This is a genomic window from Saccharothrix sp. CB00851, assembly GCF_001905065.1.
Classification (GTDB): Bacteria; Actinomycetota; Actinomycetes; order Mycobacteriales; family Pseudonocardiaceae; genus Actinosynnema.
Map to the genome: position 1 here is coordinate 112,418 of NZ_LWLC01000027.1, position 26,878 is coordinate 139,295.

The 26,878-nt window shown below is 71.8% G+C and carries 26 protein-coding genes and 1 pseudogene; 6 read left to right on the forward strand and 21 right to left on the reverse strand.

The genetic code is table 11. From position 1 onward, the window contains the following. Positions 1-62: 62 nt before the first annotated feature. Positions 63-1,508, reverse strand: a complete 1,446-nt coding sequence (locus A6A25_RS25675; protein WP_073894126.1) for a class I adenylate-forming enzyme family protein — start codon at positions 1,506-1,508, stop codon at positions 63-65. A 44-nt stretch (positions 1,509-1,552) separates the two neighbouring features. Continuing rightward, positions 1,553-3,394 carry a glycosyltransferase gene (locus A6A25_RS46445; protein WP_083668664.1) on the reverse strand — a complete coding sequence of 614 codons (1,842 nt, stop codon included), beginning with the start codon at positions 3,392-3,394 and terminating at the stop codon, positions 1,553-1,555. Positions 3,395-3,552: 158 nt separating this feature from the next. Between A6A25_RS46445 and A6A25_RS25685 the strand changes: the two genes are divergently transcribed. Continuing rightward, complete coding sequence (locus tag A6A25_RS25685) at positions 3,553-4,407, forward strand: alpha/beta fold hydrolase (RefSeq protein WP_198932859.1); 855 nt, start codon at positions 3,553-3,555, stop codon at positions 4,405-4,407. Here A6A25_RS25685 and A6A25_RS25690 read toward each other — a convergent pair. From A6A25_RS25690 to A6A25_RS25750, 13 genes are all read right to left on the reverse strand, one after another. Next, the gene (locus A6A25_RS25690; RefSeq protein WP_073894135.1) at positions 4,371-4,850 is read right to left on the reverse strand and encodes a SitI3 family protein; all 480 of its coding nucleotides are present in this window, start codon (positions 4,848-4,850) and stop codon (positions 4,371-4,373) included. The two genes, A6A25_RS25685 and A6A25_RS25690, sit on opposite strands and share 37 nt — an antisense overlap. 9 nt (positions 4,851-4,859) lie before the next feature. After that, positions 4,860-6,107 (reverse strand): hypothetical protein, encoded by a 1,248-nt coding sequence (locus A6A25_RS25695; RefSeq protein WP_073894138.1) that lies wholly within the window; start codon positions 6,105-6,107, stop codon positions 4,860-4,862. After that, on the reverse strand, positions 6,104-6,415 hold the full coding sequence (locus A6A25_RS25700) for a type VII secretion target (RefSeq protein WP_073894141.1): 312 nt from the start codon (positions 6,413-6,415) through the stop codon (positions 6,104-6,106). Before A6A25_RS25700 ends, A6A25_RS25695 begins: the two co-directional genes overlap by 4 nt. Positions 6,416-6,426: 11 nt before the next feature. After that, positions 6,427-6,891 carry a YbaB/EbfC family nucleoid-associated protein gene (locus A6A25_RS25705; protein ID WP_073894143.1) on the reverse strand — a complete coding sequence of 155 codons (465 nt, stop codon included), beginning with the start codon at positions 6,889-6,891 and terminating at the stop codon, positions 6,427-6,429. Between the two features lie 108 nt (positions 6,892-6,999). Beyond that, the gene (locus A6A25_RS25710) at positions 7,000-7,677 is read right to left on the reverse strand and encodes a glycoside hydrolase family 11 protein (RefSeq protein ID WP_073894146.1); all 678 of its coding nucleotides are present in this window, start codon (positions 7,675-7,677) and stop codon (positions 7,000-7,002) included. A gap of 409 nt (positions 7,678-8,086) precedes the next feature. Then, a complete protein-coding gene (locus A6A25_RS25715; RefSeq protein ID WP_073894149.1) occupies positions 8,087-9,229 on the reverse strand; it encodes a hypothetical protein in 1,143 nt (380 codons plus the stop codon). A 135-nt stretch (positions 9,230-9,364) separates the two neighbouring features. Beyond that, positions 9,365-11,227, reverse strand: coding sequence for a PPC domain-containing protein (locus A6A25_RS44245; RefSeq protein WP_158073817.1), 1,863 nt, complete (start codon positions 11,225-11,227; stop codon positions 9,365-9,367). A 164-nt stretch (positions 11,228-11,391) separates the two neighbouring features. Then, the gene (locus tag A6A25_RS25725; protein WP_158073818.1) at positions 11,392-11,775 is read right to left on the reverse strand and encodes an STAS domain-containing protein; all 384 of its coding nucleotides are present in this window, start codon (positions 11,773-11,775) and stop codon (positions 11,392-11,394) included. A 72-nt stretch (positions 11,776-11,847) separates the two neighbouring features. Further along, positions 11,848-12,234 (reverse strand): response regulator, encoded by a 387-nt coding sequence (locus A6A25_RS25730; RefSeq protein WP_241828912.1) that lies wholly within the window; start codon positions 12,232-12,234, stop codon positions 11,848-11,850. Continuing rightward, entirely contained in the window at positions 12,231-13,688 is a 1,458-nt protein-coding gene (locus tag A6A25_RS25735) for a PAS domain-containing sensor histidine kinase (protein ID WP_073894302.1), read from the reverse strand. The genes A6A25_RS25730 and A6A25_RS25735 overlap by 4 nt, the downstream gene beginning before the upstream one ends. Before the next feature lie 53 nt (positions 13,689-13,741). Beyond that, positions 13,742-14,125: an ATP-binding protein gene (locus A6A25_RS25740; RefSeq protein WP_073894304.1), complete on the reverse strand. Its 384-nt coding sequence runs from the start codon at positions 14,123-14,125 to the stop codon at positions 13,742-13,744. 101 nt (positions 14,126-14,226) lie between these two features. Then, positions 14,227-14,877 carry a response regulator transcription factor gene (locus tag A6A25_RS25745; RefSeq protein ID WP_073894307.1) on the reverse strand — a complete coding sequence of 217 codons (651 nt, stop codon included), beginning with the start codon at positions 14,875-14,877 and terminating at the stop codon, positions 14,227-14,229. A 95-nt stretch (positions 14,878-14,972) separates the two neighbouring features. Further along, positions 14,973-15,866, reverse strand: coding sequence for a sigma-70 family RNA polymerase sigma factor (locus A6A25_RS25750; protein WP_073894155.1), 894 nt, complete (start codon positions 15,864-15,866; stop codon positions 14,973-14,975). 77 nt (positions 15,867-15,943) lie between these two features. On the opposite strand from A6A25_RS25750, the gene A6A25_RS25755 reads away from it, so the two are divergent. Next, positions 15,944-16,399, forward strand: a complete 456-nt coding sequence (locus A6A25_RS25755; protein WP_073894158.1) for a carboxymuconolactone decarboxylase family protein — start codon at positions 15,944-15,946, stop codon at positions 16,397-16,399. A 122-nt stretch (positions 16,400-16,521) separates the two neighbouring features. Here A6A25_RS25755 and A6A25_RS25760 read toward each other — a convergent pair whose 3' ends face one another. Continuing rightward, positions 16,522-17,283 (reverse strand): phosphotransferase family protein, encoded by a 762-nt coding sequence (locus A6A25_RS25760; protein WP_241828913.1) that lies wholly within the window; start codon positions 17,281-17,283, stop codon positions 16,522-16,524. 29 nt (positions 17,284-17,312) lie between these two features. After that, positions 17,313-17,810, reverse strand: coding sequence for a hypothetical protein (locus A6A25_RS25765; protein WP_073894161.1), 498 nt, complete (start codon positions 17,808-17,810; stop codon positions 17,313-17,315). A 409-nt stretch (positions 17,811-18,219) separates the two neighbouring features. On the opposite strand from A6A25_RS25765, the gene A6A25_RS25770 reads away from it, so the two are divergent. Next, on the forward strand, positions 18,220-18,813 hold the full coding sequence (locus tag A6A25_RS25770; protein ID WP_073894163.1) for a hypothetical protein: 594 nt from the start codon (positions 18,220-18,222) through the stop codon (positions 18,811-18,813). On the opposite strand, the gene A6A25_RS25775 is transcribed toward A6A25_RS25770, so the two are convergent. The 3 genes from A6A25_RS25775 to A6A25_RS42445 all read right to left on the reverse strand — a co-directional run bounded on the left by A6A25_RS25775 (position 18,810) and on the right by A6A25_RS42445 (position 20,592). Beyond that, on the reverse strand, positions 18,810-19,577 hold the full coding sequence (locus tag A6A25_RS25775; RefSeq protein WP_073894166.1) for a GDSL-type esterase/lipase family protein: 768 nt from the start codon (positions 19,575-19,577) through the stop codon (positions 18,810-18,812). The genes A6A25_RS25770 and A6A25_RS25775 overlap by 4 nt on opposite strands. A 186-nt stretch (positions 19,578-19,763) precedes the next feature. Further along, positions 19,764-19,907: a hypothetical protein gene (locus tag A6A25_RS44250; RefSeq protein ID WP_158073819.1), complete on the reverse strand. Its 144-nt coding sequence runs from the start codon at positions 19,905-19,907 to the stop codon at positions 19,764-19,766. A 94-nt stretch (positions 19,908-20,001) separates the two neighbouring features. Next, positions 20,002-20,592 (reverse strand): TetR/AcrR family transcriptional regulator, encoded by a 591-nt coding sequence (locus tag A6A25_RS42445; RefSeq protein ID WP_073894169.1) that lies wholly within the window; start codon positions 20,590-20,592, stop codon positions 20,002-20,004. Positions 20,593-20,697: 105 nt separating this feature from the next. Here A6A25_RS42445 and A6A25_RS25785 point away from each other — a divergent pair, with 105 nt between their 5' ends. Further along, positions 20,698-21,501: an SDR family NAD(P)-dependent oxidoreductase gene (locus A6A25_RS25785; RefSeq protein ID WP_073894172.1), complete on the forward strand. Its 804-nt coding sequence runs from the start codon at positions 20,698-20,700 to the stop codon at positions 21,499-21,501. On the opposite strand, the gene A6A25_RS25790 is transcribed toward A6A25_RS25785, so the two are convergent. Then, on the reverse strand, positions 21,417-22,601 hold the full coding sequence (locus tag A6A25_RS25790) for a TolB family protein (RefSeq protein ID WP_073894174.1): 1,185 nt from the start codon (positions 22,599-22,601) through the stop codon (positions 21,417-21,419). The genes A6A25_RS25785 and A6A25_RS25790 overlap by 85 nt on opposite strands. 141 nt (positions 22,602-22,742) lie before the next feature. Here A6A25_RS25790 and A6A25_RS25795 point away from each other — a divergent pair. Next, positions 22,743-23,505: pseudogene (locus tag A6A25_RS25795) on the forward strand (DUF899 family protein). Positions 23,506-23,641: 136 nt separating this feature from the next. Then, positions 23,642-26,866, forward strand: coding sequence for a GH92 family glycosyl hydrolase (locus A6A25_RS25800; protein WP_073894177.1), 3,225 nt, complete (start codon positions 23,642-23,644; stop codon positions 26,864-26,866). Positions 26,867-26,878: the final 12 nt, after the last annotated feature.

A 26,878-nucleotide genomic window follows, 5' to 3' on the forward strand; every position in this document is an offset into this window, starting at 1 on the left:
GGGTTTCGTGCGGGTCGGGTATTAGTCGGTGGCGGCGGTGTGGTTATGGCGTCGGCTTCGGGTCAGGGTTTCCAGGTTCGGACGACGTGGCGGCGTAGTTTGCCCGATCCGGTGCGCGGCAAGGACGGTACGAAGACGATTCTGCGCGGCACCTTGTACGCGGTCAGGTGTTGGCGGGTCAGGGTGGTCAGGGCGGTGGCCAGGTCGTCGTCTTCGAGTGGGCCGTCGGTGCGCACGACGTAGGCCCGGAGTTGGACCGACTGGTCGGCGTTGGTGACGGCGCAGACGGCGGCCTCGCGGACCAGTGGGTGACTGGCCAGGAGGTGTTCGACTTCCAGCGGGTGGACTTTGATGCCGCCGACGTTCTCGATGTCGTCCAGCCGGCCGGTCACGCGCACGTAGCCGTCGGGGTCGACCGAGGCCAGGTCGCCGGTGGCGTACCAGTCGGTGGTGCGCAGGGCCTTGCCGTTCTCGTCGACGCCGAGGGTGATCGTGGGGCCGCGGACCTGAAGGCGGCCGATGACGTCCGGTTCGACGAGGTCGCCGTGGTCGTCCACGATGCGCACTTCGTAGGGCGGCAGCGGACGGCCGGCGGTGCCGGAACGGCGTGCGGCGCGGGTGTTGTGGGTGAACGCCTGGCCGACTTCGGTGGTGCCGATGCCGTTGAGCAGGCGGTCGCCGAGGACCTCCATCAGGCGCTCCTCCAGCGCGGGGGAGAGGACTTCGCCCCCGGTGGCGGCGATGCGGAGGTTGGCCAGCCGTTCGCTGCCGGGCTGGGCGATGAGCCTGCTGTAGAACGTCGGCACGGCGAACAGCGCGGTGACGTTGTACTTGTCCACGATCGCCAGCACGTCGTCCACCAGGGGCGCCTGTGGGTTCAGCACGACGCGGCTGCCGCTGAGCAGCGGGAAGAACAGGGAGTTGCTCAGGCCGTAGGCGAAGTACATCTTCGACACCGAGTGCACGACGTCGTCCGGTCCGAGTTCCAGCGCGGGCACGGCGAACGACCGGTGGTGGATGATCGGGTCGCCGTGCAGCTGCGGCACCAGTCGGGGCACGCCGGTGGTGCCCGAGGTGAACGTGGCATACACCTGGTCGTCCGCGGTGCGCGGCGTCACGGGGACGGCCTGGGTGGCTTCGAGTTCGGCGAACGTGGTCACCTGGAACCCCTCGACCGCGAAGCCGGGTTTGACCACGACGAGTGCCGGTGCGGCGGCACGCAGCACCTGGTGCAGTTCGTCGGTGTGCAGCCGGGGGTTGATCGGGACGGCCACCGCGCCGGCGTGCGCGGCGCCCAGGAAGCTCAGGACGAAGTCCGGACCGTCGTCCAGCACGAGCGCGACCCGGTCACCGGGCCGCACGCCCGCGCCGACCAGGCCACCGGCGACGCGGCCCGCACCGTCGTACACGTCGGCGTGCGTCAGCATGGCGCCGTCGATCTCGTAGGCCGGGTGGTCCAGCCACCCTCCGGCGTCGGCTCCGGCACGCAGCACGTCGACCAGGTTCATCCCAGGGTTCTCCCTACTCGGGCCCGCCAGGAGGGCGGGAAGGGTCACAAACCGAGGAGCGCGGCCACTTCCGCACGCCACTCCAGCACCACGTCGAACAGGCCGGCGACGGCGTCCAGGTCCGTCAACGGCGTCGGTCCGCCCCGCAGCGCGCCGACGAAGTCCGCGTACGCGCCGCTCACCGGTGCGGCGACGAGGTCCGCGGTCGCCGTGATGCCGGTGACCGAGAGGTGGAAGCGGGGTTCGCCCCAGCCGAGTTCGATCGTCCCGGTCAGGCTGCCGGCCACCGCCACGGCGCGAACCCGGGAGCGGGTCGCGGTGACGGTCTTCAGGTCGGTCACGGGCACGCCGAGCACCCGTTCGACGGCGTCCAGCGCGTCGGGGCCGAGTTCGGTGACGACGTCACGGCCCTCGGGCTGCTCCAGCCGCACGGTGAAGCCCTCGGCGCGGCCTTCGGCGACGGCCTTGCCCACTTCGACCAGCTGCGGGTGGTGCGCCCACGGCAGGTCGACCGAGCACCGGCCGGGCGCCTGCCGGGCGGCGTCGACCAGACCCGCCAGGTCGTCCACGGCGTACTTGCCCAGCAGCACGTGCAGTCCCCGGCGCAACGCCGTCAGCGCCGCCGCGGTGTCCGGCGCACGCACCACGACCCCCTCCGCGGGCACCGTCTCCACCAGCCGTGTGCCGTCCCGCAGCGCCCAGGGCGCACCGTGGGCGCGGGCGGCGGGCAGCAGCACGCGCAAGTCGGGATCGGCCACGCCGACGACCCGCACACCGCGCACGGCGGGCACCGGGTCGGCGCCGACGAGCACGACCCGGACGTCGGCCGGTTCGGCGGTGGCCAGCACGCGGTCGCTGGCGAAGAAGCTCAGGTCCGCCGAGGCGGAGTCCGGGTCGGCGAGCACCGACACCCGCGGCCGGTCCAGGTCGGTGTAGTCCTTCTGGACCGGCACCCACTCCAGGTCGGCGGCGGTGTGGGTGGGTCCGGCGGCGAAAGGTTCGGCCCAACGGCTGCGGATCACGCGCATGTGGCGTTTCCAGATGGGCAGCTTGTCGTGGCCGACGTGGTTGAACGTGGTGCCCTCGAAGTGCCGCATCGCCACCGACCCGACGTAGCGCAGCCGTTCGCCGTCGGCACGCAGCCGGCAGCACAGGTCGACGTCCTCGCACAGCGAGACCGGGTCGAACGACTCGTCGAACCCGCCGACCCGGCGGAACGAGTCGTGCCGCACCATCAGCGCGGCGGTGGGCGCCCACGACTGCTCGCGGTGCTCGCGGTGTCGCGGACCGAGCCGCTGGCCGCGCCCGACGGGCCCGATGCGGCCGTCGGCGGTGGACGCGCCGCCCGCGCACTGCACCAGCGCGCCGTCACCGGGGTAGAGCAGCAACGGCGACACGGCGCCCAGGCCCGGGTCGGTGGCCAGTTCGGCGGCGAGCACCTCGACGACGTCGGTGTCATCGACCAGCACGTCGTTGTCGAGGAAGAACAGGAACTCGCCGCGGGCCACCGCCGCGCCGACGTTGCGCCGTTCGCTGCCGCCGCGGTCGTCGTCGTGGCGCAGGACGGTCAGCGGGTGCGGGTGGTCCAGCGCGGCCAGGTACTCGGCGGTGCCGTCGTCGGACCCGTTGTCCACCACGACGATCTCGAAGTCACCGGACGCGCGGGCGAGGGAGGCCAACGCCCGGCGCGTGTACTCCAGGCGGTTGCGGACCAACATGACGACCGAGACCAAGCCCGGTACCGGGGTCGGGTTCACAACTGCGCCCTTCACCGAATGGGAATCGTCCCGACGCGGCACGTCGGTGCGCCGGTCGAGCACGACAGGGGTGGGGTGGTGCCCGCGCGCAGCGGTGGCGTCGCGCCGACCGCCTCTTCGGCCGTCCATTCCACTATGGTGGGGATCGACCGCGGTGAATCAGTGGTTGCCGTGCGGAAAACCGGTGACGACAACCCGCCTCGCGGCGACTGGATCGTTACCGGCGCTGATCGTAGATGCTGTCCGGCGGGTGCACCAGCCCTTGAATCGGAGTACCGAAGGGAATCGTGGACGACGTCGCGGACCTCGCTTTTTCCCGGTACAAGCCGTACTCGCTCGATCATCGCCGACAAACGGACGAGTCCATTCGGACGGCATTGTTCTGCCATGCGGCGGGTTTTACCGGGCTGGTCTGGCGGTCGTGTGTGAAAAACCTGCGGACACCGTTGCGCGCGGTGGCGGTCGACCTGCGCGGCCACGGTGACGCGCCGCCCCTGGCCGACGACGCGGACTGGGGCGTGTTCGCCGACGACGTCCTCGACGCGACCAAGGCAGCGGGACCCGGGCCGCTGATCGGCGTGGGCCACTCGTTGGGCGCGACGTCGCTGCTGCTGGCCGAGGCACGTGCGCCGGGCACGTTCGACCTGCTGATCTGCTTCGAACCGATCCTCGCGACCCACCACGACCCGGCGTTCGCCGAGGCCGCGGCACGGCGGCGCGCGGTGTTCCCGTCCCGTGCCGACGCGCTCGCCCGGTGGTCGGCACGGCCGCCGCTGTCCCTGCTCGCGCCCGAGGTGCTCGCGGACTACGTCGAGTCGGGGCTGGCCGACGGACCGGACGGGCGGGTGCGGTTGCGGTGTGCGCCGGAGGTGGAGGCGCACCTGTTCCGGACGGCGATCTCGTGCCCGTGGCGCGAGGCGTTGCCGCTCGTGCGGTGTCCGACGGTGTTCCTGCGCGGTGCGGAGTCGGTCGTGGTGACGGGGGAGTCGCTCGCGGCGGCGTGCGCCGAACTGCCGGCGGGACGGCTGCGGGAAGTGCCGGGCTTGGATCACCTGGGACCGCTGGTGCGGCCCCGTGCGTTCGCGGAGGTGCTCGACGGGCTGTTTCAGTCTTCCGGGAACACGGTGGTCTCGCGCCGGTAGGGCTGGTTCAGCAGGACGCGGCGGTGGGGCGGCCAGAGGTCGTCCCGTTCGCTGAGCACCAGTTCACCGCCGCGTCGCACCAGCCAGATGGTCTCGAAGTCGTGGTGCAGCACCGCGTCACCCGGGATCTTCGCCAGCAGCCCGAGCGCCAGGCGCACGACGTCGTCCTGTTGGGCGTTGATGTCGGTCTTGGCCAGGCGGTAGGCGACGCGGACGGTGGGCGGGGCGCCGAGGACGTCCAGCACCGGGTTCCACGGCTGGGGCTTGTCCGGCACGACGCGCAGCCACGTGCCGCCGGACGTCACCGCGTCCTCGCCGAGCAGGCGCTCGCCGGTGGTCGACGGGGCGAGGAGCCCGGCGGCGACACCGACCTCGCGCAGCGCGTCGGCGACGTGCGCCGCCGGGTGCGGTGTGACGAGCGCGAGACTGTACGAAATGGACACTGGGCAATCCTAGGGGTACAAGTGGAGCACGGAGCCGTTGCGGTCGATGACGATGACTTCCTTGAGTCCCTCGATCGGCCAGTCGCGCATCTGGCTCCGCAGCCGCTCCACGTCGACCGGGCTGTCGGCGAGGTTGAGCACGACCCGGTCGGTCTGGCCGTCGGCGACCTTCTCCGCGATCCGGCTGTGGATGTTGCGCGGGTTGCCCGTGACCGGTGCGATGTTGTCGAAGATCCGGCCTTCGATCCGGTAGTCCGGGTTCTTGGGGCCGGGGACGTTCGGGTTCTGCTCGACGTCGTAGCCGGCGCGGGCGAGGGTGGTCGCGGACTCGTTCTCCCGTTGCAGCGACCGCTTGGTGTCCGCGTCGTGCTTCGGGTCGATCTCGGTGCGCGTGCCGCCCGGTTCGGCGTTGGGGTCGGGCGAGCGGGAGGGTCCGGTGGGTCCGTCGCCGCTGGGCGTCGGCTTCTTGCCGGGTTCGTCCGGCGGCTTGTTGCCGTTGCCGCCGCGGCGGCGCAGGTCGTCCATCTTCTTGCGGATCTGCTTGAACAGGTCGCCGAGGCGGCGCAGCAGCGGCATGAGCTTCTGCATGGTGCGCATGAGCTGCTTGACGAGCTGCGCGATCCGCGCCGCCCACTTGGCCGCGGCGGCCGAGGCCTGGACCGCGGCGGCGGGCAGGCCGATGATCGTCAACGCTTCCGCCGCCCACACCGCGAGGCGTCCCACCAGGTCGGCGATCAGGTCGCGCACGGTCTCGCGGACCACGCCGACGACCACGCCGGCCATCTCCACCGCGCTGCCCAGTCCGGAGGCGGCCTGTGCCGCCGCGCCGATCACCGCCACGATGTCCGCGGCGCGGGCGCGGTAGGCGTCGGCGGCCTTGCCGGACCAGCCGGCGGTGTCGGCGGTGTGCTCCGCGCCGTACGCGGAGTGCACCTCGCCGACCGCGGTCGCGATGTTCTTCCACGTCCGGGCGTGCGCGGCCACGGCGTCGGCGTTGCCGGCGAGCTTGTCCAGCGCTTCGCGCAGCGGGCCGACGTGCTCGATGATGAACGACACGAGGTTGGACGCGATCGAGCCGAACGGGTCCATGACGATGCTGAGGGCTTCCAGGCCGGTGCCCGCCGCGCCCAGCCCGATGTCGACCCAGTTGCCGCTCTCGATGCCCTGCACCAGGTCGCTGACCGACTCGGCGATGCCGATGCCCGTGTAGGACTTGGTGGAGTCCTGCTCCGGCGCGACCAACGGGTTGCCGGTCACCGCAGGCCGCCTTCGATGGCGGTGAAGGTCCGCACGGTGTTGAGGTCCTCGGAGTCGTAGTCGGCCGCGGTGTCGCGCAGGTTGTCGGCCACGGTCCGCAAGCCGTCGCGGGCGGCCGTGAGCGCATCGTGCGCGGCGGCTTCCACGTCGTTGAACAGCGGCGGCAGGAACTGGCAGAGGATGCCGTACGCGCCGTCGGGCATCACCTGGTCGGCCGCGTCCGCCGCGGTGCCCAGGCTCTGCGCGTGCGCGTCGACCTTGCCCGCGTGGGCGTTCAGCTCGCCGCTGGTCACCTCGAAGCCGGCCATGATCCCTCCCGTCAGTCGCTGTCGAAGACCGAGTCCTCGACGGAGTCGTCGTCGGGTGGCCGGTGTGGGCGTGGTGGGCGTGGTGGCGGTTCGACGGTCGCGGTGAACTTCTGCGCGTAGTAGCCGGCGATCCGCTCGGCGCCGTCCTCGCCGAGGGTGTCGCCGGCGATCTCCCGGACCCGCGGGGTGATCTGCGCTTTCGCCTGGTTGACGGCGAGCAGCAGTTGGCGGCTCAGCTCGTCGGGCGTGGTGCGGCCGAGTTGGTCGGTGAACTTCGCGTCGACCAGCGAACCCTCGGCGTCCACGGTCACCGTGACGACGCCGTTCGGGCTGGTGGCGCTGATCCGCACACCCTCGACCCGCTGGTGGAGCTGCTGGTAGGCCTCGGCCCGGCGTTCGAATCCGGCGACCCACTGGTCCAGCCCTCGCTCGACCTCGGCCGGGTCGCCGCCGAGTAAGTCACCGGGCACGGTCATGGCGAAGACGATACCGACGGATCGCCGCCGGCGGGTAAGAAACGGTGTGGGAAAACGGGAAGTGGCGCGGCGGCTCCGCTACCGCCGCGCCACCGGTCGTGGAATTCCCTAGCTCACCGTGATGTTGGAGTTGCCGCTGCTCTGGTAGCCCTCGGTCGCCATGATCATGTAGTAGCGGAAGCTGCCCAGCTGCATGCCGGCCCGGCTCCACGCGTCGAAGTGGTTGCCGGTGGTGATGGTGCCGCCGACCCTCTTCTGCCGGCGGACGCTCCAGAACTGGGCGAACGTCTTGGTGCCTTCCACGGACGGGGCGTTGTAGCGCATCGTGTGGTAGATGTCGTACGTGCCGCCGTCGCTGGTGACCGTGCCCCGGTGCGTGCCCGTGGGCCGGTAGTTGCCCCAGCTGTCGACGATGTAGTACTCGACGAGCGGGCCGGACGTCCAGCCGTAGAGGCACAGGTAGCCGTTGCCCGACGGGTTGAAGCTGCCCGAGTAGCGCACGGTCCGGCGGGACCCGGTGCTCCAGCCCTTGCCGCACACGAAGTTGCCGGTGTTGCGCCACGAGGTGCTGTACTGCCCGCCCGACCCCATCGTCATGGAGACGGTGTTCTGGGCGTCGGTCCAGAACGAGTAGTAGTAACCGTTGTGGTTACCCGTCTGGTTCGTGGTGACGGTCTGGGCGTGGGCGGTGCCGGGCAGGATCAGCCCGGACGAGAGCGCCAAGGCTCCGGCGCCGCCGATGAACATCCTGCGGCTGATCGGGTGCGCAGGGGCGTTGTCGTCCATTGGTGTGCTTCCTCCTCGTTGAGGCCAGCGAGGGGCCACCCGACGTGCGGAAACCGGCAGGCGGAAGTGCGGCCGGAAAGGGCGGCCGCGGCACTGCGGTGTCGTACACTGCGGCGTGATGTCCGACCGCGATTGCCTTTCACGGTCAGCACCGGGGCCGCGGGTGGGTGACCCGATCGACATCGGTTCAGGGTCTGTCGATGCCGACAGTGTTCGGCCGACTCCGCCGCGTTGTCAATAATTCTCGCAAGGTTGCGAAAGGGTTCTCGCAACCTTGCGAAAATTCGTCGGGGCAAATCCGCCTCAACCGCGTCCGTGCTGGTGCGGCCATTGTCCGGCGCGGCGCCGCCGAGGTGCCGGTGAAAAGTTTCGGAAACCTATCGAACTTCGGGCGGGTCGTCCGGGTCCGTCAGCTCGGGTCGCCCGGCGCGGGGTCGGTGGGGCGGTCCCACGACTCGGTGGACAGCTGGGCGAGGGTGGAGCTGGTCAGCTCGGTGACCATCAGGCTGCGGGCGAGCGGCAGCAGGCGGTGGGCCTTGCAGTGCTGGGTCGGCAGGACGGTGACCTCCTCGCCGACGACGTGCGTGTAGGAGGGGTCGAACGTGACCCGCACGACCACGTCCAGCACGTCGTCGCAGATGATCGTCGAGCCGAGCAGCCACGCGCTCGGCCGGCCCGACGGGTCGAACGCGATGTGCAGCAGGCCCGCGTCGGCGACCTCGGAGGACACCAGCTTGAACCACGTGGTCCGGCCCTCGGCGTCGATGCGGCCGAACGTGCCGGTGCCGTGCTCGGTGGTGCCCAGCAACGCGACCCACAGGCCCGTCGGACCGGCCACCAAGCCCACCGGCGTGCGTCCCGCGTCCTGCGGTACGTCGAGCTGGGTGGCGAGGTGGGTGCCGGGCAGGATGCGCAGGATCTGGCTGGAGTCGTCCTGGCTGGCGTAGAACTCGCCGGACTCGGGGTGCCGGGCGACGAAGATCGGGTTCGGGCGCGCCGCGTAGAGCTGGAAGCGGGACGGGTCGGTGTGGTCGATCGACAGCACGTGGTTGCTGACCTTCAGGCTCACCCACAGCTCGTCGCCGTACTCGCCGACGTAGTGCGGTCCCACGCCGTCGCCCGGGATGCCGATCGTCCGCACCACGCGGGGCGGTGCGTCGACGTCCGGGCCGTTGGGGTCGACCAGCAGCAGCCGGTTGCCCGTCTGGTGGGTGGCCCAGACCAGCCCGGGGTAGCGCTGCGACACCGCCAGGCCGTGCAGCATGTCGTCCACCTCACCCAGCGGGTGCGCCCGAGCCGCGACGACCTGCTCGCCGGTCGGGTCGAGCCGGACCTTCACCAGGTGGCTGTTGGACATCTGCGAGACCACGACCAGCGGCAGCCCGGGGACCTTGACGAGTTCGTGCGTCTGCTCCGCGAGCGGCAGCCCCCACTCGACCACCGTGCGGCGCGGCACGCCCCGTGCCGGTCGGGCGTGCGCGGGGCCGGCGGTCACCAAAGGCGCGGCGACGGTCGTCAGCAGCAGTGATCGGTGGAAAGCGCGCCGGTCCATCGGGCCTCCTCGGGTTCGGCCCAACGGTAAGGACGGCGGTCGGTGACCGCCCGGTGACGGCACGGATGATGCCGCGTCGGGTGAACGCGGGACCATGGTGGGCGCGGTCCAGGAGGGCCGCGCCCACCGACGGGGTCAGCCGGTGCCCCGGACGAACGCCCAGGCGGTGCGGGTGACGGTGTCCTCGACGCCGGTGAAGCCCTCGGCCGGGCTCAGCTGGTCCTCGTGGAAGTCGAGGTCGGTGTCGTCGGCCGTGCCGCCGACGCCGTCCGGGCCCACCGCGAACATGATGGCCGGGTTGCCGCCGGGATCCATGACGCCGTGCACGTCGTTGAGCCCGCTGGTGTGCCAGCTGCCCGACATGTGCCCGGCCTCGTGGCTGGTGATGTTGCCGACCGCGCGGCCGATGAACGCGACCTTGTCGCTGCCCGGGCCGACGTAGGTGTTCAACGACACCGCCGGTCCGGCCGGTGCGCTGATCTCGTCGAGCAGCACCAGCGCGGTCTCCTCTCGGCCGAAGTTGCCCGCGTCGATGGACTGCGCGATGCCGACGGTCGGGATGCCCGACTCGGCGATGGTGCCGCCGACCACGACCCGGCTGACGTTCGGCCGGCCCCACGGGTCGGCGTGGTCGCGGCTGTTGAGCACCCGCAGCGCGAACCGCGGGTTGACGCCCTTGGCCTTCATGTCCCGTTCCAGGTTCTCCCGCACGGTCGCGGTGATCGCGGTGATCAACGCGCGTTCGTCGGCCGCGGTGAGACCCCACCTCGGCAGGAAGCTCGACAAGGGGGAGAGGTCGCGCAGGCCGCCGCCCAGGCCGAAGATCGACGTGTTCACCCTGGCGCCGTCGAAGTCCAGGAAGATCGTGTGCACCGAGCCGCGCGGCGCGGTCTCCGTGCCAGGTCGGAACGCTTCGAGCTTGATGTCGTACGGTCCCTCGCCCGCTTCGACGCCGAGCCGGTAGCGGCCGTCCGCCGGGACGACGAAGTCCACCACGGCGTTGCCGCCGCCGGGCATGGGCGAGTCGACGGCGAAGTAGTTGGTGAGGTCCTGCGAGGAGCCGAACACCTCGCGACCGGCCGGGTCGTGGACGGCGAGCCGGGTGCCGCCGCCCGCCACGGACGCGCCCAGCACGTCGCCCGCGCGCAGGTCGAACGAGTAGTAGTCGAGGTCGCCGCCGCTCTTGCCGCTGGTGATCAGCAGGTCGTAGGGGCCCTCGGTGAACACGCCGCCGCCGGTGCCCGGTGTGTCGGGGTCACGCGGGAGCAGGGCGGGGTCGGAGCCGACCATGAGGTACAGGGTCCGGCCGGGTGGGATGGCCATCGTGATGGCCGAGTCGGTCGAGCCGCCGTTGTCGCCGTTGAGGGCCCACAGGACGCCGTCGCCGTCCCACAGCGCGAGCAGCGTGTCGAGGCCGCCGGTCGGCGTGGACGTGCGCGCGGTGAACGTCATGCCGGTGGCGCCGCCGTCGAGCCGGTAGAAGTCGAAGTCGCCGGTGCCGTCGCCGGCGCTGCCGTGCGGGCCGTCGCCGATGGTGCCGCTGGTGCGGACCGCGCGGCGGGTGCCGGAGATGCCGGTGTCGGCGGCGAGGCCGATCGCGTCGTTGGTCTCGGCGGCGGGCGGCACGGTCGGTACCGTGTCGTCGGCCCTGATGTCGCCGGTCAGCGCGACCTTCGAGTTGGCGCGGGTGCCGAAGCCCGCGATGTGCTCGGCGGTCGTCGGGGTGTCGTTGGCGCCCTGCGTGCCCGCCGGTTCCTTCTCCTGGTACGGCAGGGCGGTCTGCGTGGTCGTGCGCTGCTGCCGTGCCTGGGCTTTCGCCTTGCGGTTGCGGTCGACCGCGATCCAGTCGGTCTTGGCCGGGTTCGCCGGGAACATCAGCAGCGGGTCGGGTTGGATCAGCGGGACGGCCCGCGGTTCGGCCGCGGCGGCGGGCTGACCGCCCAGCAGCAGCGCGGCGGCGGCCCCCGCCGCCAGCACGCCGAGTGAACGTTTCGTCATGTGTTTCCCCCTGGCTTCCGGGTGGATCCGGAAGCTCCAGGAAACCGTCAGGGCGCGCGGCGACGGCCGGGTTCGGTCGAGGTTGGCCCGTTCATGCCAACATGACGGCGCCCTTCAGGGCAGTCCGGGCAGCCCTTTCGGCCCCGCCGACCTTCGGTGGATGGCTATTTCGGCTGGCCGGCGCCCTGCACGGAAGGGATCGACGCCAATGCCCCGTCGACCGATCCGAACACGTTCAGCAGCGGCGCGATGGAGGTCAACTGGATCGGCCTCAGCACGGCACGTTGGGTCGCCACGATGGCCAGGGTGCCGACGCGACCGCGGGTCTCCAGCAGTAGTGACAAGCCGGCGGAGCTGAAGAAGCCGATCTCGGACAGGTCGAGCACCAGGGCGGACGTGGGGTCGGACAGGCCGGACGAGATCGCGGCGCGGACCTCGGGAACGGTGTCGATGTCCAGTTCGCCCGTCACGGCGACGGCGAGCACGTCACCTGTGCGGGTGACGTTGATGTCGAGGATCGGTGAGGGCTGTCCCATCGGCTCGGCCACGACGACTCCTCGGTGCGCTGACATGTCGGTCCTCAGTTCTACCAGGTCGACTCGCCACCGCGCCCCCCGCGTTCACCCGCGTCCCGGTCGTCCCAACCGGCGGACGGCCGCGACGATGTCGTGGTTCGACCCCCCTTTGACGAGGTGTTCGCCGACACCGGCCGACTCGATCTCGTGGAACGCGTCGTGGTCGGCGAAGGCGGACAGCGCGAGGATCCCGGTGTTCGGCGACCGGAGCCTGATCTCCCGCGCGGCACGGCCACCGCCACCGCCGGGCATCCGCAGGTCGAGCACGACGACGGCGGGTGCGTGGCGCTCGACCAGCGCGATCGCCTCATCGGCGTCCCGAGCCACCGCGACGACCTCGAAGTCCGGCTCGGCGTCGAGCACCTCGCGCAGCGCCTCCCGGATCATCGGGTCGTCGTCCGAGATCACCACGCTGAGCTTCGGGTCCGTCACGGCTCACCCCTCGGCGTGGTCGGGATCCAGAACCTCACCACCGAACCACCGCGAGGGCTCCTGCCCACCGACCACCAGCCGCCCGCGGTCTCCGCGCGCTCCCGCATCTCGATCACGCCGAAGTGGTCGTCGGACGGCGCCTCGACGTCGTCGCCCACGCCGACACCGTCGTCGGCGATCTCCACCAGCGTGCCGCCGTCCGTCGAGGTCAACGACACGTCGACCTGGGACGCCCGGGCGTGCTTGCGGATGTTGGTCAGCGCCTCCTGGCAGATGCGGAAGATCGTGATCGCGGACTCGGCGGGCGGCTCGTGGTCCAGTTCGTGCCGCAGCCGGTAGGTCATGCCCCACGAGCCGGCGACGTCGGTGAGGTAGCGGTCCAGGGCCTCGACCAGGCTGTGCCGGTCGAGCTCGGGCGGGCGCAGCCGGAACACCAGGTTGCGCAGCCTGCCGATGGACGCCCGCACCGCCTCGTCCAGCTGCCGCACGACCGCGGCCTCCTCCTCGGGCAGCCGGTTGGCCAGCAGCTGCAGCCGCATGCCCACGGCGACCATGGACTGGATCGAATCGTCGTGCACGTCCCAGGCGATGCGCCGCCGTTCCAGCTCCTGCGCCTCCACCAGGTGGCCGACCAGCCTGCGCTGCTCGGTCAACGTCTGCTCGACCCGCCGTCGTTCGGTCATGTCGCGGGTGACCTTGGCGAACCCGCGCAGCTGCCCCGACTCGTCGAACAGGGCGGTGATGACCACGTTGGCCCAGAACCGGGTGCCGTCCTTGCGCAGCCGCCAGCCCTCGTCCTCGAACCGGCCCGAGTCCACGGCCACTTCCAGCTCGCGCCACGGCTTGCGCGTCACCAGGTCCTCGGGTGGGTAGAACACCGAGAAGTGCTCGCCCAGGATGTCGTCGGCCGAGTAGCCCTTGATCCGCTCCGCGCCCGCGTTCCAGCTGATCACCCGGCCCGCCGGGTCCAGCATGAAGATGGCGTAGTCCAGCACGCCGTGCACGAGCAGCCGGAACCGCTCCTCGCTGGACTTCAGCGCCTCCTCGGCGCGCATCCGCTCGGTCATGTCGCGGGTGACCTTGGCGAACCCGCGCAGCTGCCCCGACTCGTCGAACAGGGCGGTGATGATGACGTTGGCCCAAAAGCGGGTGCCGTCCTTGCGCAGCCGCCAGCCCTCGTCCTCGAACCGGCCGACCTCGGCGGCGACCTCCAGCTCGTACCAGGGCTTGCGCGCTTCGAGGTCGACGGACGGGTAGAAGATCGAGAAGTGCTTGCCGAGGATGTCTTCGGGCCGGTAGCCCTTGATCCGCTCCGCGCCCGCGTTCCAGGTCACGATCCGCCCGGTGGGGTCCAGCATGAAGATCGCGTAGTCCACCACGCTGTCCACGATCAGGCGGTACGCGTCCGGGGCCGGTGGTTCGAAGTCGGGCTCGGCGGGGTGATCAGCGGGCATGGCGCCACTGTGCACCATGGTCTGCCGGGGTGCCACGGACCTGCGCCCCACCGTCAGGGCGTGCCGGTCTCAGCGGTCATCTCGCACCAGACGACCTTGCCGCCGGGCTCGGGGTGCGCACCCCAGTCCGTGGTCAGCTGCTGGACGAGCTGCAGGCCCCACCCGCCGACGGTGGCCGACAGCCGCAGGCGCGGCAGCACCGGGCTGCCGTCGGCGACCTCGATCCGGAGCCGGCGCGCGTCGCCCGCCAGCCGGATCAGCGGGTTGGTGGCGGTGTGCCGCAGGGCGTTGGACACCAGTTCCGACACGACGAGCACGACATCGCTGTGGTCACCGGTGTAGTTCAGGTCGGCCAGGGTCTTGCGGACGAAATCGCGGGCCAGTCCCGCCGCGCCCCGGTCGATCGGCGCGCTGAACCGCGCTACCTGGCCAGACACCGAGAGGTCCACGGTGGCACTCTGCGGTATCGCGCGGTCGGTGACCAGACGCACGGACACCGTCGGGACTGGTGCGTCTGCACTAGGCGGGCCCGTCGGGGTCAGTCGAGCAGGCCGTCGCGGCGGGCGATGGCCACCGCTTCCAGCTTCGACCGGGCGCCCAGCTTCTCCAGCACGCGCTGCACGTGGTTGCGGACGGTGTTGCGGGCCACGCCCATGCGTTCGCCGATCTCCTCCGTGCTCGCGCCCTCCGCCATGAGCAGCAACGTCTCGCGCTCGCGCACGGTGAGGGCCACCCGGCCGTCGTTGGCGCGCCCGGTGAGCTTGTCCAGCACCCCGCCGAGCAGGCCGCCGTCGAAGACGACCTCACCGGCCGCCACCCGCAGCACGGCGTCGGTCAGCTCCTCCAGCCGCGCCGACTTGAGCACCAGCCCCGCCGCACCGGACTCGGCGGCCCGGGCGGCGACGGACACCGTCGCCTCGCCGGTCAGCACCAGCACCCGCGCGTCCCACTCCGCGAAGCCCGCGATCGCGTCCAGGCCGTCGCCGTCGGGCAGCCGGCGGTCCAGCAACACCACGTCGGGGCGGTGCCGCCGGGTCTCGGCCAGCGCGGCGGCCACCGAGCCGACCGTGGCCACGACCTCGACGTCGGCCGAGCCCGCCCACGCCAGCCGGATCGCCTCGGCCACCATGTGGTGGTCCTCCACCAGGACCACGCGGACCGGCCGGGACGGGTGGGGTGAGTGCGCCATGCTGTGCAGATCCTCGTCGCTGGTCCGGCCACCCACCCTAGTCGTTCCGGCTCGCCGGGTCCGATCGCCCGGGTTGGCAGATCGCCGCGCCGTCGTCAGCGGCCTCCCGGGAGGTCGAGCGCCGACAGGTCCAGCCCGGCCAGCCGCTCCGGGTCGGCCAGCACGTCGATCGCGACGATCCGGCCACCGCTGACCGTGAAGCCCATGACCGACGCCGGCGTGCCGCCGGGCGCGGTGAGGATGCCCATCCCGCCGTTGACCAGGACCCGGAAGCTGACGCCCGCCGGCTGCCGGAACATCAGCGCCCGCCGCGCGACCTCCTCGGCACCGCGCACCACAGCCGTCAGGTCCGGCTTCAGGGCGCCGAAGTCGACGCGCAGCACCACGTCCGGGTCGAGGACCGCGAGCAGCGCCTCGAAGTCGCCACCCCGGGCGGCGGCGGTGAACGCGTCCACCACCTCGCGCTGACGGGGCAGGTCGTCGGGCACCGGCGCGCCTCCCTGGACCCGCCGGCGGGCCCGGCTGGCCAACTGGCGCGCGGCGGCGGGGGTGCGGCCGACGATCGGGGCGATGTCGTCGAACGGCACGGCGAACAGGTCGTGCAGCACGAACGCCAGCCGTTCGGCCGGTGTGAGGGTGTCCAGCACCACGAGCAGCGCCAGCCCGACCGAGTCGGCCAGCACCGCCTCGTGCTCGGGGTCGCCGCCGTCCGCCGGGTCCACGATCGGGTCCGGCAGCCGCACGTCCAGCGGGTCCTCGCGCCGCGACGCGCGGGAGCGCAGCATGTCCAGGCACACCCGGCCGACGACGGTGGTCAGCCAGCCGGTGAGGTTGGCGACGTCCCCGGTGTCCGAGCGCTGCAGCCGCACCCACGTCTCCTGCACCGCGTCCTCGGCCTCGCTCATCGAGCCGAGCACCCGGTACGCGACCGCCTTGAGGTGGCCCCGGTCGGCCTCGAAGCGGGTCGCGAGAAAGTCGTTGTCGATCACTGTCACATCCTCCGTGCTCGATCCGTCAGGGGGATGACGGATCGGACGAACACGATGTGACAGGAGAACGAGAGACCATGCAAGCACGGATGAACCACCCGGTCACGGTCCTGCCCGGCACGATGAAGGCGCTGGTCACGCTGGGTGAGACCGCCAAGCAGGCCGGGCTGTCGGAGTCGCTGATGGAGCTGGTCAACCTGCGGGCTTCGCAGATCAACGGGTGCAGCGTGTGCGTCGACATGCACTGGAAGGCGCTGCGCAAGGGCGGCGAGACCGACGAGCGGATCTTCTCGGTTGGCGCGTGGCGGGACGCGCCGTACTACACGGACGCGGAGCGCGCGGCGCTCGCGCTGGCCGAGGCCGTGACCCGGCTGTCCGACCGGCCCGACCCGGTGTCGGACGAGGTGTGGCGGGAGGCCTCGGCGCACTACGACGAGCGGCAGCTCTCGGCGCTGCTGGTCGCCATCGCCACGGTCAACGTGTGGAACCGCCTCAACTCGGCCACGAAGCAGGTGGCCGGCGCCTGGGGCTGACCGGGGGCGCGTGCCGCCGACCAGCCGGAACAGGTGCTCGGTCGGCGGGACGGGCGCCGTTCGGGTCCTGGCGGGCCGGCGGCCGGGACCGGTCGTCGGGTCGATGCCGTGACCTGCCGGGTTCAGCGCGCGGCTTTCAGCACGTCGAACTCGCAGCCCGGCGCGGACGGGTCGAAGCCGTGCTCGACCAGCCAGCGGGCCGCCGACAGGCTGCGCAACGACCACCACCCGCGGATCACGTCGAGGTCGACGTCGGTGCCGTAACCTGCGACGACGTCATCGAGGTGCTCCTCGTGGCCGAGCGTCAGCACGGCGAGGTCGAACAGGGCGTCGCCCCGGGCCGCCTCCGACCAGTCGATCACGCCGGTGACCTCGTCGTCGTGCACGAACACGTGGCTGACTTGCAGGTCGCCGTGCGTGAACACCGGTGTCCACGGCCGGAGCGCGGCTTCGGCGATCCGGCGGTTGCGGGTGACCAGGTCGGTCGGCAGGACGTCGTTCGTGACGAGCCACTCGCACTCGACGTCGAGCCGTGACGCGAGCTCGTCGGTGCTGGGACCGGGCCAGGGCGGCAGCGGTGCGTCGTGCAGCCGCCGGACGGCGGCACCCGCCGCGGCCCAGGCCGCCGACGACGCGGTGGACGGTTCGCCGAGGCGGCCGAGTGCCGTGCCCGGGACGGCGGCGAGCGCGAGCACGGGCGGCTCGCGCCACAGCACTTCCGGCGTCGGCAGCGGCGCCATGGCCATCGCCTCGACCTCGACGTCGATGCGTGCCTGGTCGGAGTCGACCTTCAGGAACACGTCGCCGACGCGCAGGGTCGTGCGTTCTCGGTGGGCGACGACGATCTCGATCTCCGGCACGTCGGCCATTGTGGTGCGGGTCACGGCCGACGTCGCCGGATTTATCGCGGGTGTCAGAGCTGCTCGTACTCGTCGCCTTCTTCGTTGAGCAGCCGGTACTCCGGCGACAGCTCGGTCACGCTCGCGCGCAGCCGGACGAGCAACTCGTCAACGGGCACGGGGCCGAGCCCGAGTTCCGCGCGGACTTCGGCCTGGTGCTGGTCGATGTCCGGACCGAGCTCGGGGTGCGTCGCCTCGAACGCGGCGCGCATGGCGTCGAGGTCCGGGGCGGCGGAGACCACGTCGTGCCAGGTCGGCACGCCGATGATCAGCTCGATCGCGGCCGTCGGGTCGGCGGCGAGGACACCGGCCTGGCCTTCGGAGCTCGCGTAGAGCACGGGTCCGCCGCAGAGGTAGAACGTGCCGCCCGAGGCGTCCCCGGCGATGGGCAGGAACTCGCCGTCCCACGACGGGCGCGCGGGTTCGACGTGATCGGTGCGTTCGAGGTCGAAGTCGAACACGTCCGCCAGCAGTCGCGCGGCGCGGGGGTTGGCCTGGATCCGATCAAGCATCGGGCAATGATACGAGTCGTGGCACCGGGCGCGGTCGGAGTGCGTCGGATCGGGGTGAACGAAGTGGAGCCGCCGCGGTGGGCGGTGTGGGTGGCGCGCGTCGTCGCCGTGGTGGTCGTGGTGCCGGTGCGGTTGGCGTGGGAGTGGGTCAAGGCCGTCGGTCGGGCCGTGCGGCGGTTCGTGCTGCGTCCGCTGGGGGTGGTGGGACGGTGGGTCTGGGGTGTGGTCCGCGCGGCGGGCCGGTGCGCGTGGCGGTGGGTGTTCGCGCCGGTCGGCAGTGGGTTGCGATGGGTCGTGGGTCTGGTCGGTGACGGGCTGCGGTGGACCGGCGGGGTGCTGGCGCGCTATGTGATCAGGCCGATCGGAGCCGTGCTGCGGTTGGCGGGGCGCGGGGCGCGGGGTCGGGGCGTTGGGCGACGGGCTGCGGTGGGTGTTCGAGGCGTTCGCGCGGTTCGCGCTGCGGCCGGTGGGTCGTGGGTTGCGGAGGCTGTTCGTACCGGTCTGGCCGTGGTTGCGCGCGGTGGACGTGGCTCTGGGCGACTTCCTGCGCTGGGCGGCGAGGGCGGTCGGGCGTGTGCTGTGGGCCGTGGTGCTCGTGCCGCTGGCGTGGGGTTGGCGGACGCTCGCGGTGCGACCTCTGCGATGGCTGTGGCGGGAAGTGGTCGTGCGGTGCGCGCGGGCGGTCTGGTGGGTGGTGCGGCTCTTCTGCCGTGCGCTGGTCTGGGCGTTCCGAGTGGTGGGGCGTGGGTTGGCGTGGGCTGGTGGGGTGGTCGGTGACGCTCTGGTTTGGGCGTGGCGGGTGCTGGCACGGGTGTTCCGCACGCTGGTCGTGGTCCCGGTCCGGTGGGTCTGGCGGGTGGTGGTAACGCCGATCGGCCGGGTGGTCGGGCGGGTGTGGCGGGCCGTCGTGGTGCCGCCGGCGCGGTGGGTGCGGGTGTCGGTGGTCGAGCCGGTGCGGTTGGCCGGCCGGCGGCTGCGCGGTGCGTTCGGCGGACGTGGTTAGCGGCCGGTGGCGGTGAGGACGGCGTCGGCGATCGTCTCGTGGCCCGCGGGGGTGGGGTGGACGTCGGTGTGCGCGCAGAAGTAGGTGAGGGCGCACACCTTCGCCACCGGGGTCGGGATCGGGCCGTAGGCGGGGTCCTGGGTCGTCTCGGTCAGCGGGCCGTAGCCGCCGGTCGCGGCGGTGACGTCGACGAACTTCGCGCCGACCTTCTCGTACTCGGACTTAAGCGCGGCGTTGAAGAAGTCGCGGAACAGCGACACCGACAGGCGGGCGAGGTCCTGGCCGTTCGGGAACGCGGGGGAGACCCACGCGCCGAGGAACACGTCCGGGTAGGTCAGGCCGACGACCGGTGCGTCACCGGCGGCTTCGCGCAGGACGGGCAGGGTCGCGGCGAGGTTGGCGCGGACGTCGGCCACGGCCTGGGACGCGCAGGTCAACGGGTCGCGTGCCTGGGCGCACGGCGCGAGGTCGTTGCCGCCGATCACCACGGTCACCAGGCCGATCCGTCCCTGGTGCTCGCGCAGGACCTGCACGGCCGCGTCCAGCTGGGTGCGTCCGGCGGGGTCGGGTGCGCCGGGGCCGCGGTTGGCCGGAGCGCAGCCCGGTTCGGCCCGCAGCTGGGCGGACGTGGCGCCGCTGCACGCGAGGTTGATCAGCTGGAGGTCCGACCGCTCGGCGACGAGGTAGGCGAACCCGGGCCCGCCGGCGGGCACGTTCGACGGCCGGTAGCCCGTGGCGTAGGAGTCGCCCAACGACACGTACACGCGGTCGGTGGGTGGTGTGCTGCTGGTTGGGGTGCGCGAGGTCGTCGGGGGAGCGGTAGTGGGTGCTCCGGTGCACGCGCCGAGCGCCAACACCAGAGCCCCGACCAGTGCCGCTCGCCGAAGTCCCGGCACGTCCATCCCCTCCCGGCGCGGTGAGGTTCCCAGGCTACCCGGCGTCCGGCCGACTCACGTGACGTCCACTGTGGATGGTGGTGGTGGTCGGCGACCCCCCAAGTCCGCACCCGACTTGCGCAGCACGCCCTGGACCAGGCCCAGCCACTGCTCGCGGTCCGGCGTCGCGAATTCGGCGGCCAGTGCCGACTTGGTCATGCCGGCAGTACTTCCCCACGTGGCAGGTCGGGCAACCCCTAGCGGGAATTGTCGCCGGAACCGGACAGACTAGGGGTTGTCGCCCCCGCCGCGATCACGGCTGAGGTGTCGCGCGCAGGCCGTCGAGCACGACGCTGAGCTGCCGTCGCCAGGTGCCGGGTTGCGCCTCCTCGGTCAGCTGGATGATCCGGCCCATCCCGATCAGCAGCAGCGACACGTCGTCCGCGGTGACGTCCGGGCGCAGCACACCCGCTGAACGGGCCCGGTCGACGATGCCGGTGAGCAGCGGTCGGGCGAGGTCGCGGCACTCGTCCATGCCGGGTGTGCTGACGAGCGGGTCGCTCAGCCCGTCCAGCAGTGCCCGGTGCTGGGCCAGCAGTTCGAGGGATTCCTCCAGGTAGCGGGCGAGGCCCAGCCACGGGTCGGGGTCGGCGGCGGCGTTCTCCACCGTGGCCGACCAGGACGTGAAGTCCTCGTCCAGGACCGCGTCGAGCAAGGCGCCCTTGGTCGGGAAGTGCCGGTAGAGCGTGCCCATGCCGACACCCGCACGGCGGGCGATCTCGCGGACGTCGAACGACAGCCCGCGCTCGGCGAACACCGCCGCGGAGGCTTCGAGGATCTGGTTGCGGTTGTTCACCGCATCCCGGCGCCGGCGCCGTGGAGGGTGCTGTGAGTCGACGGCCACGCCGCCAGCATAGGCGTAGCGGAGCACCTGTTCCGATTCTGCTACGCTCCGCCGTAGCGGAGCGCACGTTCCGGATGCGTCGACCCAGCCCTGGGCGGGGGAAGCATGAGCAACATCGTCATCTCGGGCGGCACGGACGGCATCGGCCGTGCGCTCGCGCTGCACCGCCTGCGCGCGGGCGACCGCGTCGTGGTGATCGGACGCAGTGCGCAGAAGGGAGCCGAACTCGCCCGCGAGGCCGACGCCGGTGACCGGTTCCACTTCATCGCCGCGGACCTCGCCCTGGTCGCCGAGAACCAGCGCGTGGTCGCCGAGGTCACCGAGCGGCTCGGTCACGTCGACGCGCTGGTGCTGTGCGCGGCGTACCTGCGGATGGACCGGGTGGTCACCGCGGAGGGCTTCGAGCACTCGTTTGCGCTGGCCTACCTGAGCCGGTTCGTGCTCAGCACCGGCCTCGCGCCGCTGATGCGCGACAGCGCCGCTCCGGTCATCGTCAACCTGGCCGTCATCGGTGCCGGTGCCAAGGCGATGAACTGGGACGACATGCAGTTCACGGCCAAGCACCGGGGTGGCGAGGTGTGGGCGCAGACCCGTCGCGCCAACGAGCTGCTGGGCGTCGGGTTCGCCGCCCAGCACGGCCTCGGCAAGATCAAGTACGTGCTGTTCAACCCGGTCTACGTGCGGACCAGCTTCGCGGGCGAGTTCCCGGCGCCGGTCCGGTTCTTCATCACGCTGTTCGGCAAGTTGTTCGCCAAGCCGGTGGAAAAGGGCGTCCTGCCGATCGTCGACATCATCGAGCGGCCCCCGGCCGAGGAGTTCTCGGTCTACAAGGCCGCCAAGAAGTTGGACCACGCGCCGACCGACGGCGACCGCGAGGACGCGGAGCGGCTCTTCCGGGAAACCAAGTAGCTGCTCAACGGGTGACGAAGCGGTAGTCCGGCCGGGAATCCGCGGTGCGGGTGCGGCCCGGCCGGTTCTCCGGGTGGGAATACGGGCTCTACCGGTGGATGTGGGTTGTGGCACCCCGGTGGCGCGACGCTCGCCGAGGGCGTCGAGCCCATGCACGGCGTGGGCCGGGTGTTCGCCACCACGTCGCCCACCGCGGTCAACGACTCCACCACGCCCGCCGGCAGCTCGGGCAACGTCACCGGCTCGCCGTCCCGCAGCACGAACAGCCGCGAGACGCCGTCCTCGTTGACCGTCCACGTGCGCACCGCGCCGGACACCGCCACCGCCTCGACGTCCCACGGCGGCGTCACCAGGTCCTCGACCACGCCGGCGGCCAGGGAGTACGAGCCGAGCGCGCGGAACTCGCCACCCCGGTCGTGCAGCAGGAGGAACCCGGACGAGTCCGCGGCCCACGGCCCGCCGACGTGCATCCGCCCGGCCGCGTCCTCGGTGACGACCCGCCGCGGCGCGTCCGGTTCGTGCAGGTCGACCAGGCCGAGGTCGGTGTCGGTGTTGGTGTGCTTGCCGGCGGTGAGCAGCCAACGGCTGTCCGGTGACACCGACACGGCGTGCAGCAACGTGCCCGCGACCGACTCGACCCGGCGGACGCTGCCCGTCTCCAGGTCCTGCACCAGCACGTCCTGCACGGCGGGATCACGGTCGTTGCCCGCGTAGACGACGCTGCGCCCGTCCGGGCTGAACGGCGTCGGGCAGTCGAAGGTGAAGATGGACGACCCGAGCACGTGCTGGCTGTCGGGGGCGTCGGTGAGCTGCCGGGGCGTGCCTCCCTCGGCGTCGACCAGGTACAGCTGGAACTTCTCGTTGCCCCGGAAATCGGCCGTGTAGAGCAGTTCCCGACCGTTCGGCGACCACGCGACCTGACGCACGGCGTGCTCGGTGTAGTCGGTGATCCGGCGGGCCGGACCGCCGGACACCGGCGCGACGTACAGGTTGTGCTGCCCGTCGGAGTTGGCGGCGTACGCCACGGACGTGCCGTCCGGCGAGAGGGCGACGTTGGAGCGGAACCGTTGTCGTGGCGCGAAATCGCGGTACTCGGTCATGTTTCTTCCCCCTGGAGGTGTGAAATCGGTGATCGCGACGAGGGCGGGTCGAGGCGACGTGCGGTCGACTTGTCAGTCCGGTGCGGCGGGTGCAGGCTCGGTCGGGTCGTGACGCTGCCCGAAGAGACCGCGGAGGACATCATGTCGGACGACCTCGCCGGCCGCCCGCCCGTGGTCGACCTGGCCACCTGGCAGGCCGCCCGGGACGAGCTGCTGGTCCGCGAGAAGGCGCACACCCGCGAGGGCGACGCCATCGCCGCGGCCCGTCGTCGGCTGCCGATGGTGGAGTTCGACGGCACGGTCGAGGTCGTCGGTCCCGACGGCCCGGTCCCGTTCCTGGACCTGTTCCAGGGGCGTGACGAGCTCGTCGCCTACAAGCACATGTGGTACGACGGCGCGCCGCACCAAGGGCAGTGCGAGGGCTGCACCACCACGGCCTGGCACGTGAAGGACGCCGTCTACCTCAACGCCCGCGGTGTGTCGTTCGCCGTCCTGGCCACGGGCCGTTGGGACGAGGTGGCGTCCTACGTGGAGTTCATGGGCTACACCCAGCCGTGGTACTCGGTGCGCGGGCTGGACGAGCCGGTCGGTGGCAGCATGGGGTACCTGACCTGCTTCCTGCGCGACGGCGACCGAACGTTCCTGACCTACTCCACCACCGGTCGCGGCAACGAGCGGGTCAACGCCTCGCTCGGCCTGCTCGACCTGACCCCCTACGGTCGCGGCGAGGCGTGGGAGGACAAGCCCGAGGGGTGGCCGGAGGGTGGTGATCCGTGCTGGTCGTGGCGCTCGGACGCGGACGGCAACCCGACCTGGGGCCCGACCAGCCGCCCCGTGCCGCAGTGGACCCGTCCCGGCGCGACCCCCGGTCGACACCCTCGGCCGACAGGGCGACCACCACTGACCTTCCGGCGCGGAATCTGTCCGGTCATGGTCCAGGCCAGGGCTGGACGAGTGGGGGAGTGGTGCGCGAGAGTCGAGGCGGTGATCGGGCACCCGGATCGCCTGACAACGTTGTCACCCAGAGAGGTCCCCGGCCGATGCCGCTCCGAAGAGGCAACACGCTCCTGCTGGCCGCCGCACTGGTCCTCGTGGGGACACCGGTGGTCGCCGTGCCCACCGCATCCGCCGCTGTGGACCCGACGACCTTGGTGAACCCGTTCGTCGGCACGCAGAACTTCGGCAACACGTTCCCCGGCGTGAGCCTGCCGTTCGGCATGGTGCAGGTCAGCCCGGACACCGGCGGCCAGGGCGGTTACGACTACCAGCAGCAGGAGATCCACGGCTTCAGCCAGACGCACCTGTCCGGCGTGGGCTGCGGCGTGGCGGGCGAGCTGCCGGTCATGCCGACCACCGGGCCGGTGGACAACGTTGACACCTCCGGGTACCGGTCGAAGTACTCGCACGCCGACGAGGAGGCACGACCGGGCTACTACCGCGTCGGGCTGTCCCGCTACGGAGTGAACGCCGAGCTGACCGCCACCCCGCGCACCGGCTGGCAGCGGTACGCGTTCCCGGCCGGCGCGCAGGCGAACGTCCTGTTCAACACCGGCAAGGCGAACCAGCAGGTACTGGACTCCGAGGTGCACGTCGTCGGCGACCGGACCGTGGAGGGTCGGGTCAAGGCCGGGCGGTTCTGCGCCGGGCGCGACGAGCACACGGTGTACTTCACGGCGACTTTCGACCGGCCGTTCGCGAGCTTCGGCACGTGGCGCGGCACGACGAAGTCGCCGGGCGTGCCGGACGCGGCGGGCCAGGGCGGCAACGGCGCGTGGGTGACGTTCGACGCGACCGCCGACCGGGACGTGGTGCTCAAGGTCGGCCTGTCGTACACGGGTCTGGAGGGCGCGCGGAAGAACCTCGCCGCCGAGACCGGCGACTCCTACGACTTCGACGCGACCCGGGCGAAGGCGCACCAGGCGTGGGTGCGGCGGCTGGACTCGATCCGGATCGACGGCGGCACGCCGGAGCGGCGGACCGCGTTCTACACCGCGCTCTACCACTCGTTGCTGCACCCGAACCTGGCCGGTGACGTGGACGGCCGGTACCTGGGTTTCGACGGGAAGCCGCACGTGGCGGAAGGCTTCACGCCGTACCAGAACCTGTCGCTGTGGGACACCTACCGGCCGCAGAACCAGCTGCTGGAGCTGCTGGAACCACAGGTGGCGCGGGACGTGGCGCGGTCGGTGATCGCGAGCGGCCGGGACGGTGGCTGGCTGCCGCGTTGGGCGCTGGCCAATAGCGAGACCAACATCATGACCGGCGACCCGGTGACGCCGTTCCTGGTCGAGGCGTGGTCGAAGGGCCTGCTGGCCGGGCACGAGGAAGAGGCGTACGAGCTGCTCAAGCGCAACGCCACCACCGTGCCGCCCGCCGACTCGCCGTACAACGGTCGGTCCGGTGTGGAGCACTATCGCGATCGCGGCTACATCCCGTCCGGTCTGGAGTTGGGCGTGGACTGCGCGCACAAGGGCGGTGACAACGACTGCGTGCACCCGGCGTCGGCCACGCTGGAGTACGCGGCGGCGGACGCGTCGCTGGCGGTGATGGCGCGAGGTCTGGGCAAGCACGAGGACGCCCGGGTGTTCGCCGACCGCGGCCAGTGGTACCGCAACCTGTGGGACGCCTCGACCGGCCACTTCCGCCCCCGCACGGCCGAGGGCACGTGGGTGACGCCGTACAACCCGGTCGACGCGGGCCACCAGTTCCACGAGGGCGGCGCGTTCCAGTACCAGTGGCTGGTGCCGCAGGACCCGAACGGCCTGGTGCAGCTCATGGGTGGCCGGCGGGCGACCGAGCAGCGCCTCGACGCGTTCTTCGCCTACGACGAGCTGCTCGCCGACCCGGCCGGGACCGTGCGCGAGGACTGGATCACCCAGCCCTACGACTACTACGGCAAGCCGACCTACAACCCGAACAACGAACCGGACCTGCTCGCGCCGTACTTCTACCTGTCCACCGGCACGCCCGCGAAGACGGCGACCGTGGTGCGCGCGGCGATGACGTTGTTCACCACCGGGCCGGACGGCATGACCGGCAACGACGACCTGGGCACGATGTCGGCGTGGTACGTGTTCTCGTCGCTGGGCCTGTACCCGACCATGAGCGGCGGCGACTTCCTGGCGTTGTCCAGCCCTCAGTTCCCGGGCGCGACCGTCCGAACGGGACAGCGGACGCTGACCATCACCGCGCCGGGTGCCAGTGACTCCAACCGGTACGTGCAGCGGGTGTCGTTCAACGGCCGCGACGTGCGCAAGACTTGGCTGGACTGGGACACCGTCGCGGGCGGCGGCACGTTGGCGCACCAGCTCGGCACCACACCGTCGTCCTGGGGCACGGACCCGGGCGCCGAGCCGCCGTCGATCAACCGGGCCCAGCCCGACGGGCGGCGGCACGTCGACGCGTCGCTGCGGCAGGCGTCGGCGGTCGTGCCCACGGCGACCACCCCGCAGACCGTGTCGCTGACCCTGGACGTGCTCGCCCAAGCACCCGGCACGGCGCCGGTCGGGGTGACCGCGAGCGCCCCGGACGGCTGGTCGGCGACGACCACTCCGCAGTTGGTGATCAAGTCCGGTCGGTTGCCGACCCAGCGGACGGTGCCGGTGGAGGTGACGGTGCCGGCGGGTACGCCGATCGGCCGTTACCCGGTGCGGGTGACGGTGTCCGGGCCGAACACCGTCGTGCGTGAAGCGGTGGTGGAGGTGCGGCAGGCAGCGACGTGCGCGGTGGCCGGTGAGCAGTGCGCGGTGGACCTCACGGGCGAGCTGAACCACGACGGCACGGCCACGGTCTCGGCGCCTGACCAGGGCAACTTCGACGGCTCGGGCTGGAGCTACGACGCCGCGCTGCTGCCCGCCGCCGGTCCGGTGGTACTGGGCGGCGTGACCTATCAGGCACCGGACGCGTCCGGGACGGCGGCGAACTTCGTCGAGGCACGGGGACAGGCGATGCTGCTGCCCTCCGGGAAGTACGGCGCGCTGCGGCTCGTCGCGGCCTCGCACAACGGCCCGGTGACCGCAGCCGTGACCGTCCGGTACAACGACGGCAGTACCGCTGAGGTGCCCTTGACGGTCGGCGACTGGGCGGGCTCCGGCGGCACGGTCCTGGTCGAGATGCCGCACCGGATCAAGGCGGGGCAGGGCGTGGACGGGCCGCCGGTGCGCTTGTTCGGGCTGTCCCTGGCGCTCGACCCGGCCAAGGCCGTGCACTCCGTGACGCTGCCGAACGATCCACGTGTGGAGGTGTACGCGATCACGCTGGCCTGAGCCCCTGGGGCA

Bases quoted from the DNA above. Each gene is read 5' to 3' on its own strand.
- A6A25_RS25790 (WP_073894174.1), bottom strand. From the start codon at position 22,601: ATGACCGAGTACCGCGATTTCGCGCCACGACAACGGTTCCGCTCCAAC.
- A6A25_RS25785 (WP_073894172.1), top strand. From the start codon at position 20,698: ATGAGCAACATCGTCATCTCGGGCGGCACGGACGGCATCGGCCGTGCG.
- A6A25_RS25765 (WP_073894161.1), bottom strand. From the start codon at position 17,810: ATGCTTGATCGGATCCAGGCCAACCCCCGCGCCGCGCGACTGCTGGCG.
- A6A25_RS25745 (WP_073894307.1), bottom strand. From the start codon at position 14,877: ATGGCGCACTCACCCCACCCGTCCCGGCCGGTCCGCGTGGTCCTGGTG.
- A6A25_RS25700 (WP_073894141.1), bottom strand. From the start codon at position 6,415: ATGGCCGGCTTCGAGGTGACCAGCGGCGAGCTGAACGCCCACGCGGGC.
- A6A25_RS25715 (WP_073894149.1), bottom strand. From the start codon at position 9,229: ATGGACCGGCGCGCTTTCCACCGATCACTGCTGCTGACGACCGTCGCC.
- A6A25_RS44245 (WP_158073817.1), bottom strand. From the start codon at position 11,227: ATGACGAAACGTTCACTCGGCGTGCTGGCGGCGGGGGCCGCCGCCGCG.
- A6A25_RS25705 (WP_073894143.1), bottom strand. From the start codon at position 6,891: ATGACCGTGCCCGGTGACTTACTCGGCGGCGACCCGGCCGAGGTCGAG.
- A6A25_RS25710 (WP_073894146.1), bottom strand. From the start codon at position 7,677: ATGGACGACAACGCCCCTGCGCACCCGATCAGCCGCAGGATGTTCATC.
- A6A25_RS25735 (WP_073894302.1), bottom strand. From the start codon at position 13,688: ATGCCCGCTGATCACCCCGCCGAGCCCGACTTCGAACCACCGGCCCCG.
- A6A25_RS44250 (WP_158073819.1), bottom strand. From the start codon at position 19,907: ATGACCAAGTCGGCACTGGCCGCCGAATTCGCGACGCCGGACCGCGAG.
- A6A25_RS25755 (WP_073894158.1), top strand. From the start codon at position 15,944: ATGCAAGCACGGATGAACCACCCGGTCACGGTCCTGCCCGGCACGATG.
- A6A25_RS25800 (WP_073894177.1), top strand. From the start codon at position 23,642: ATGCCGCTCCGAAGAGGCAACACGCTCCTGCTGGCCGCCGCACTGGTC.
- A6A25_RS46445 (WP_083668664.1), bottom strand. From the start codon at position 3,394: ATGGACGGCCGAAGAGGCGGTCGGCGCGACGCCACCGCTGCGCGCGGG.
- A6A25_RS25675 (WP_073894126.1), bottom strand. From the start codon at position 1,508: ATGAACCTGGTCGACGTGCTGCGTGCCGGAGCCGACGCCGGAGGGTGG.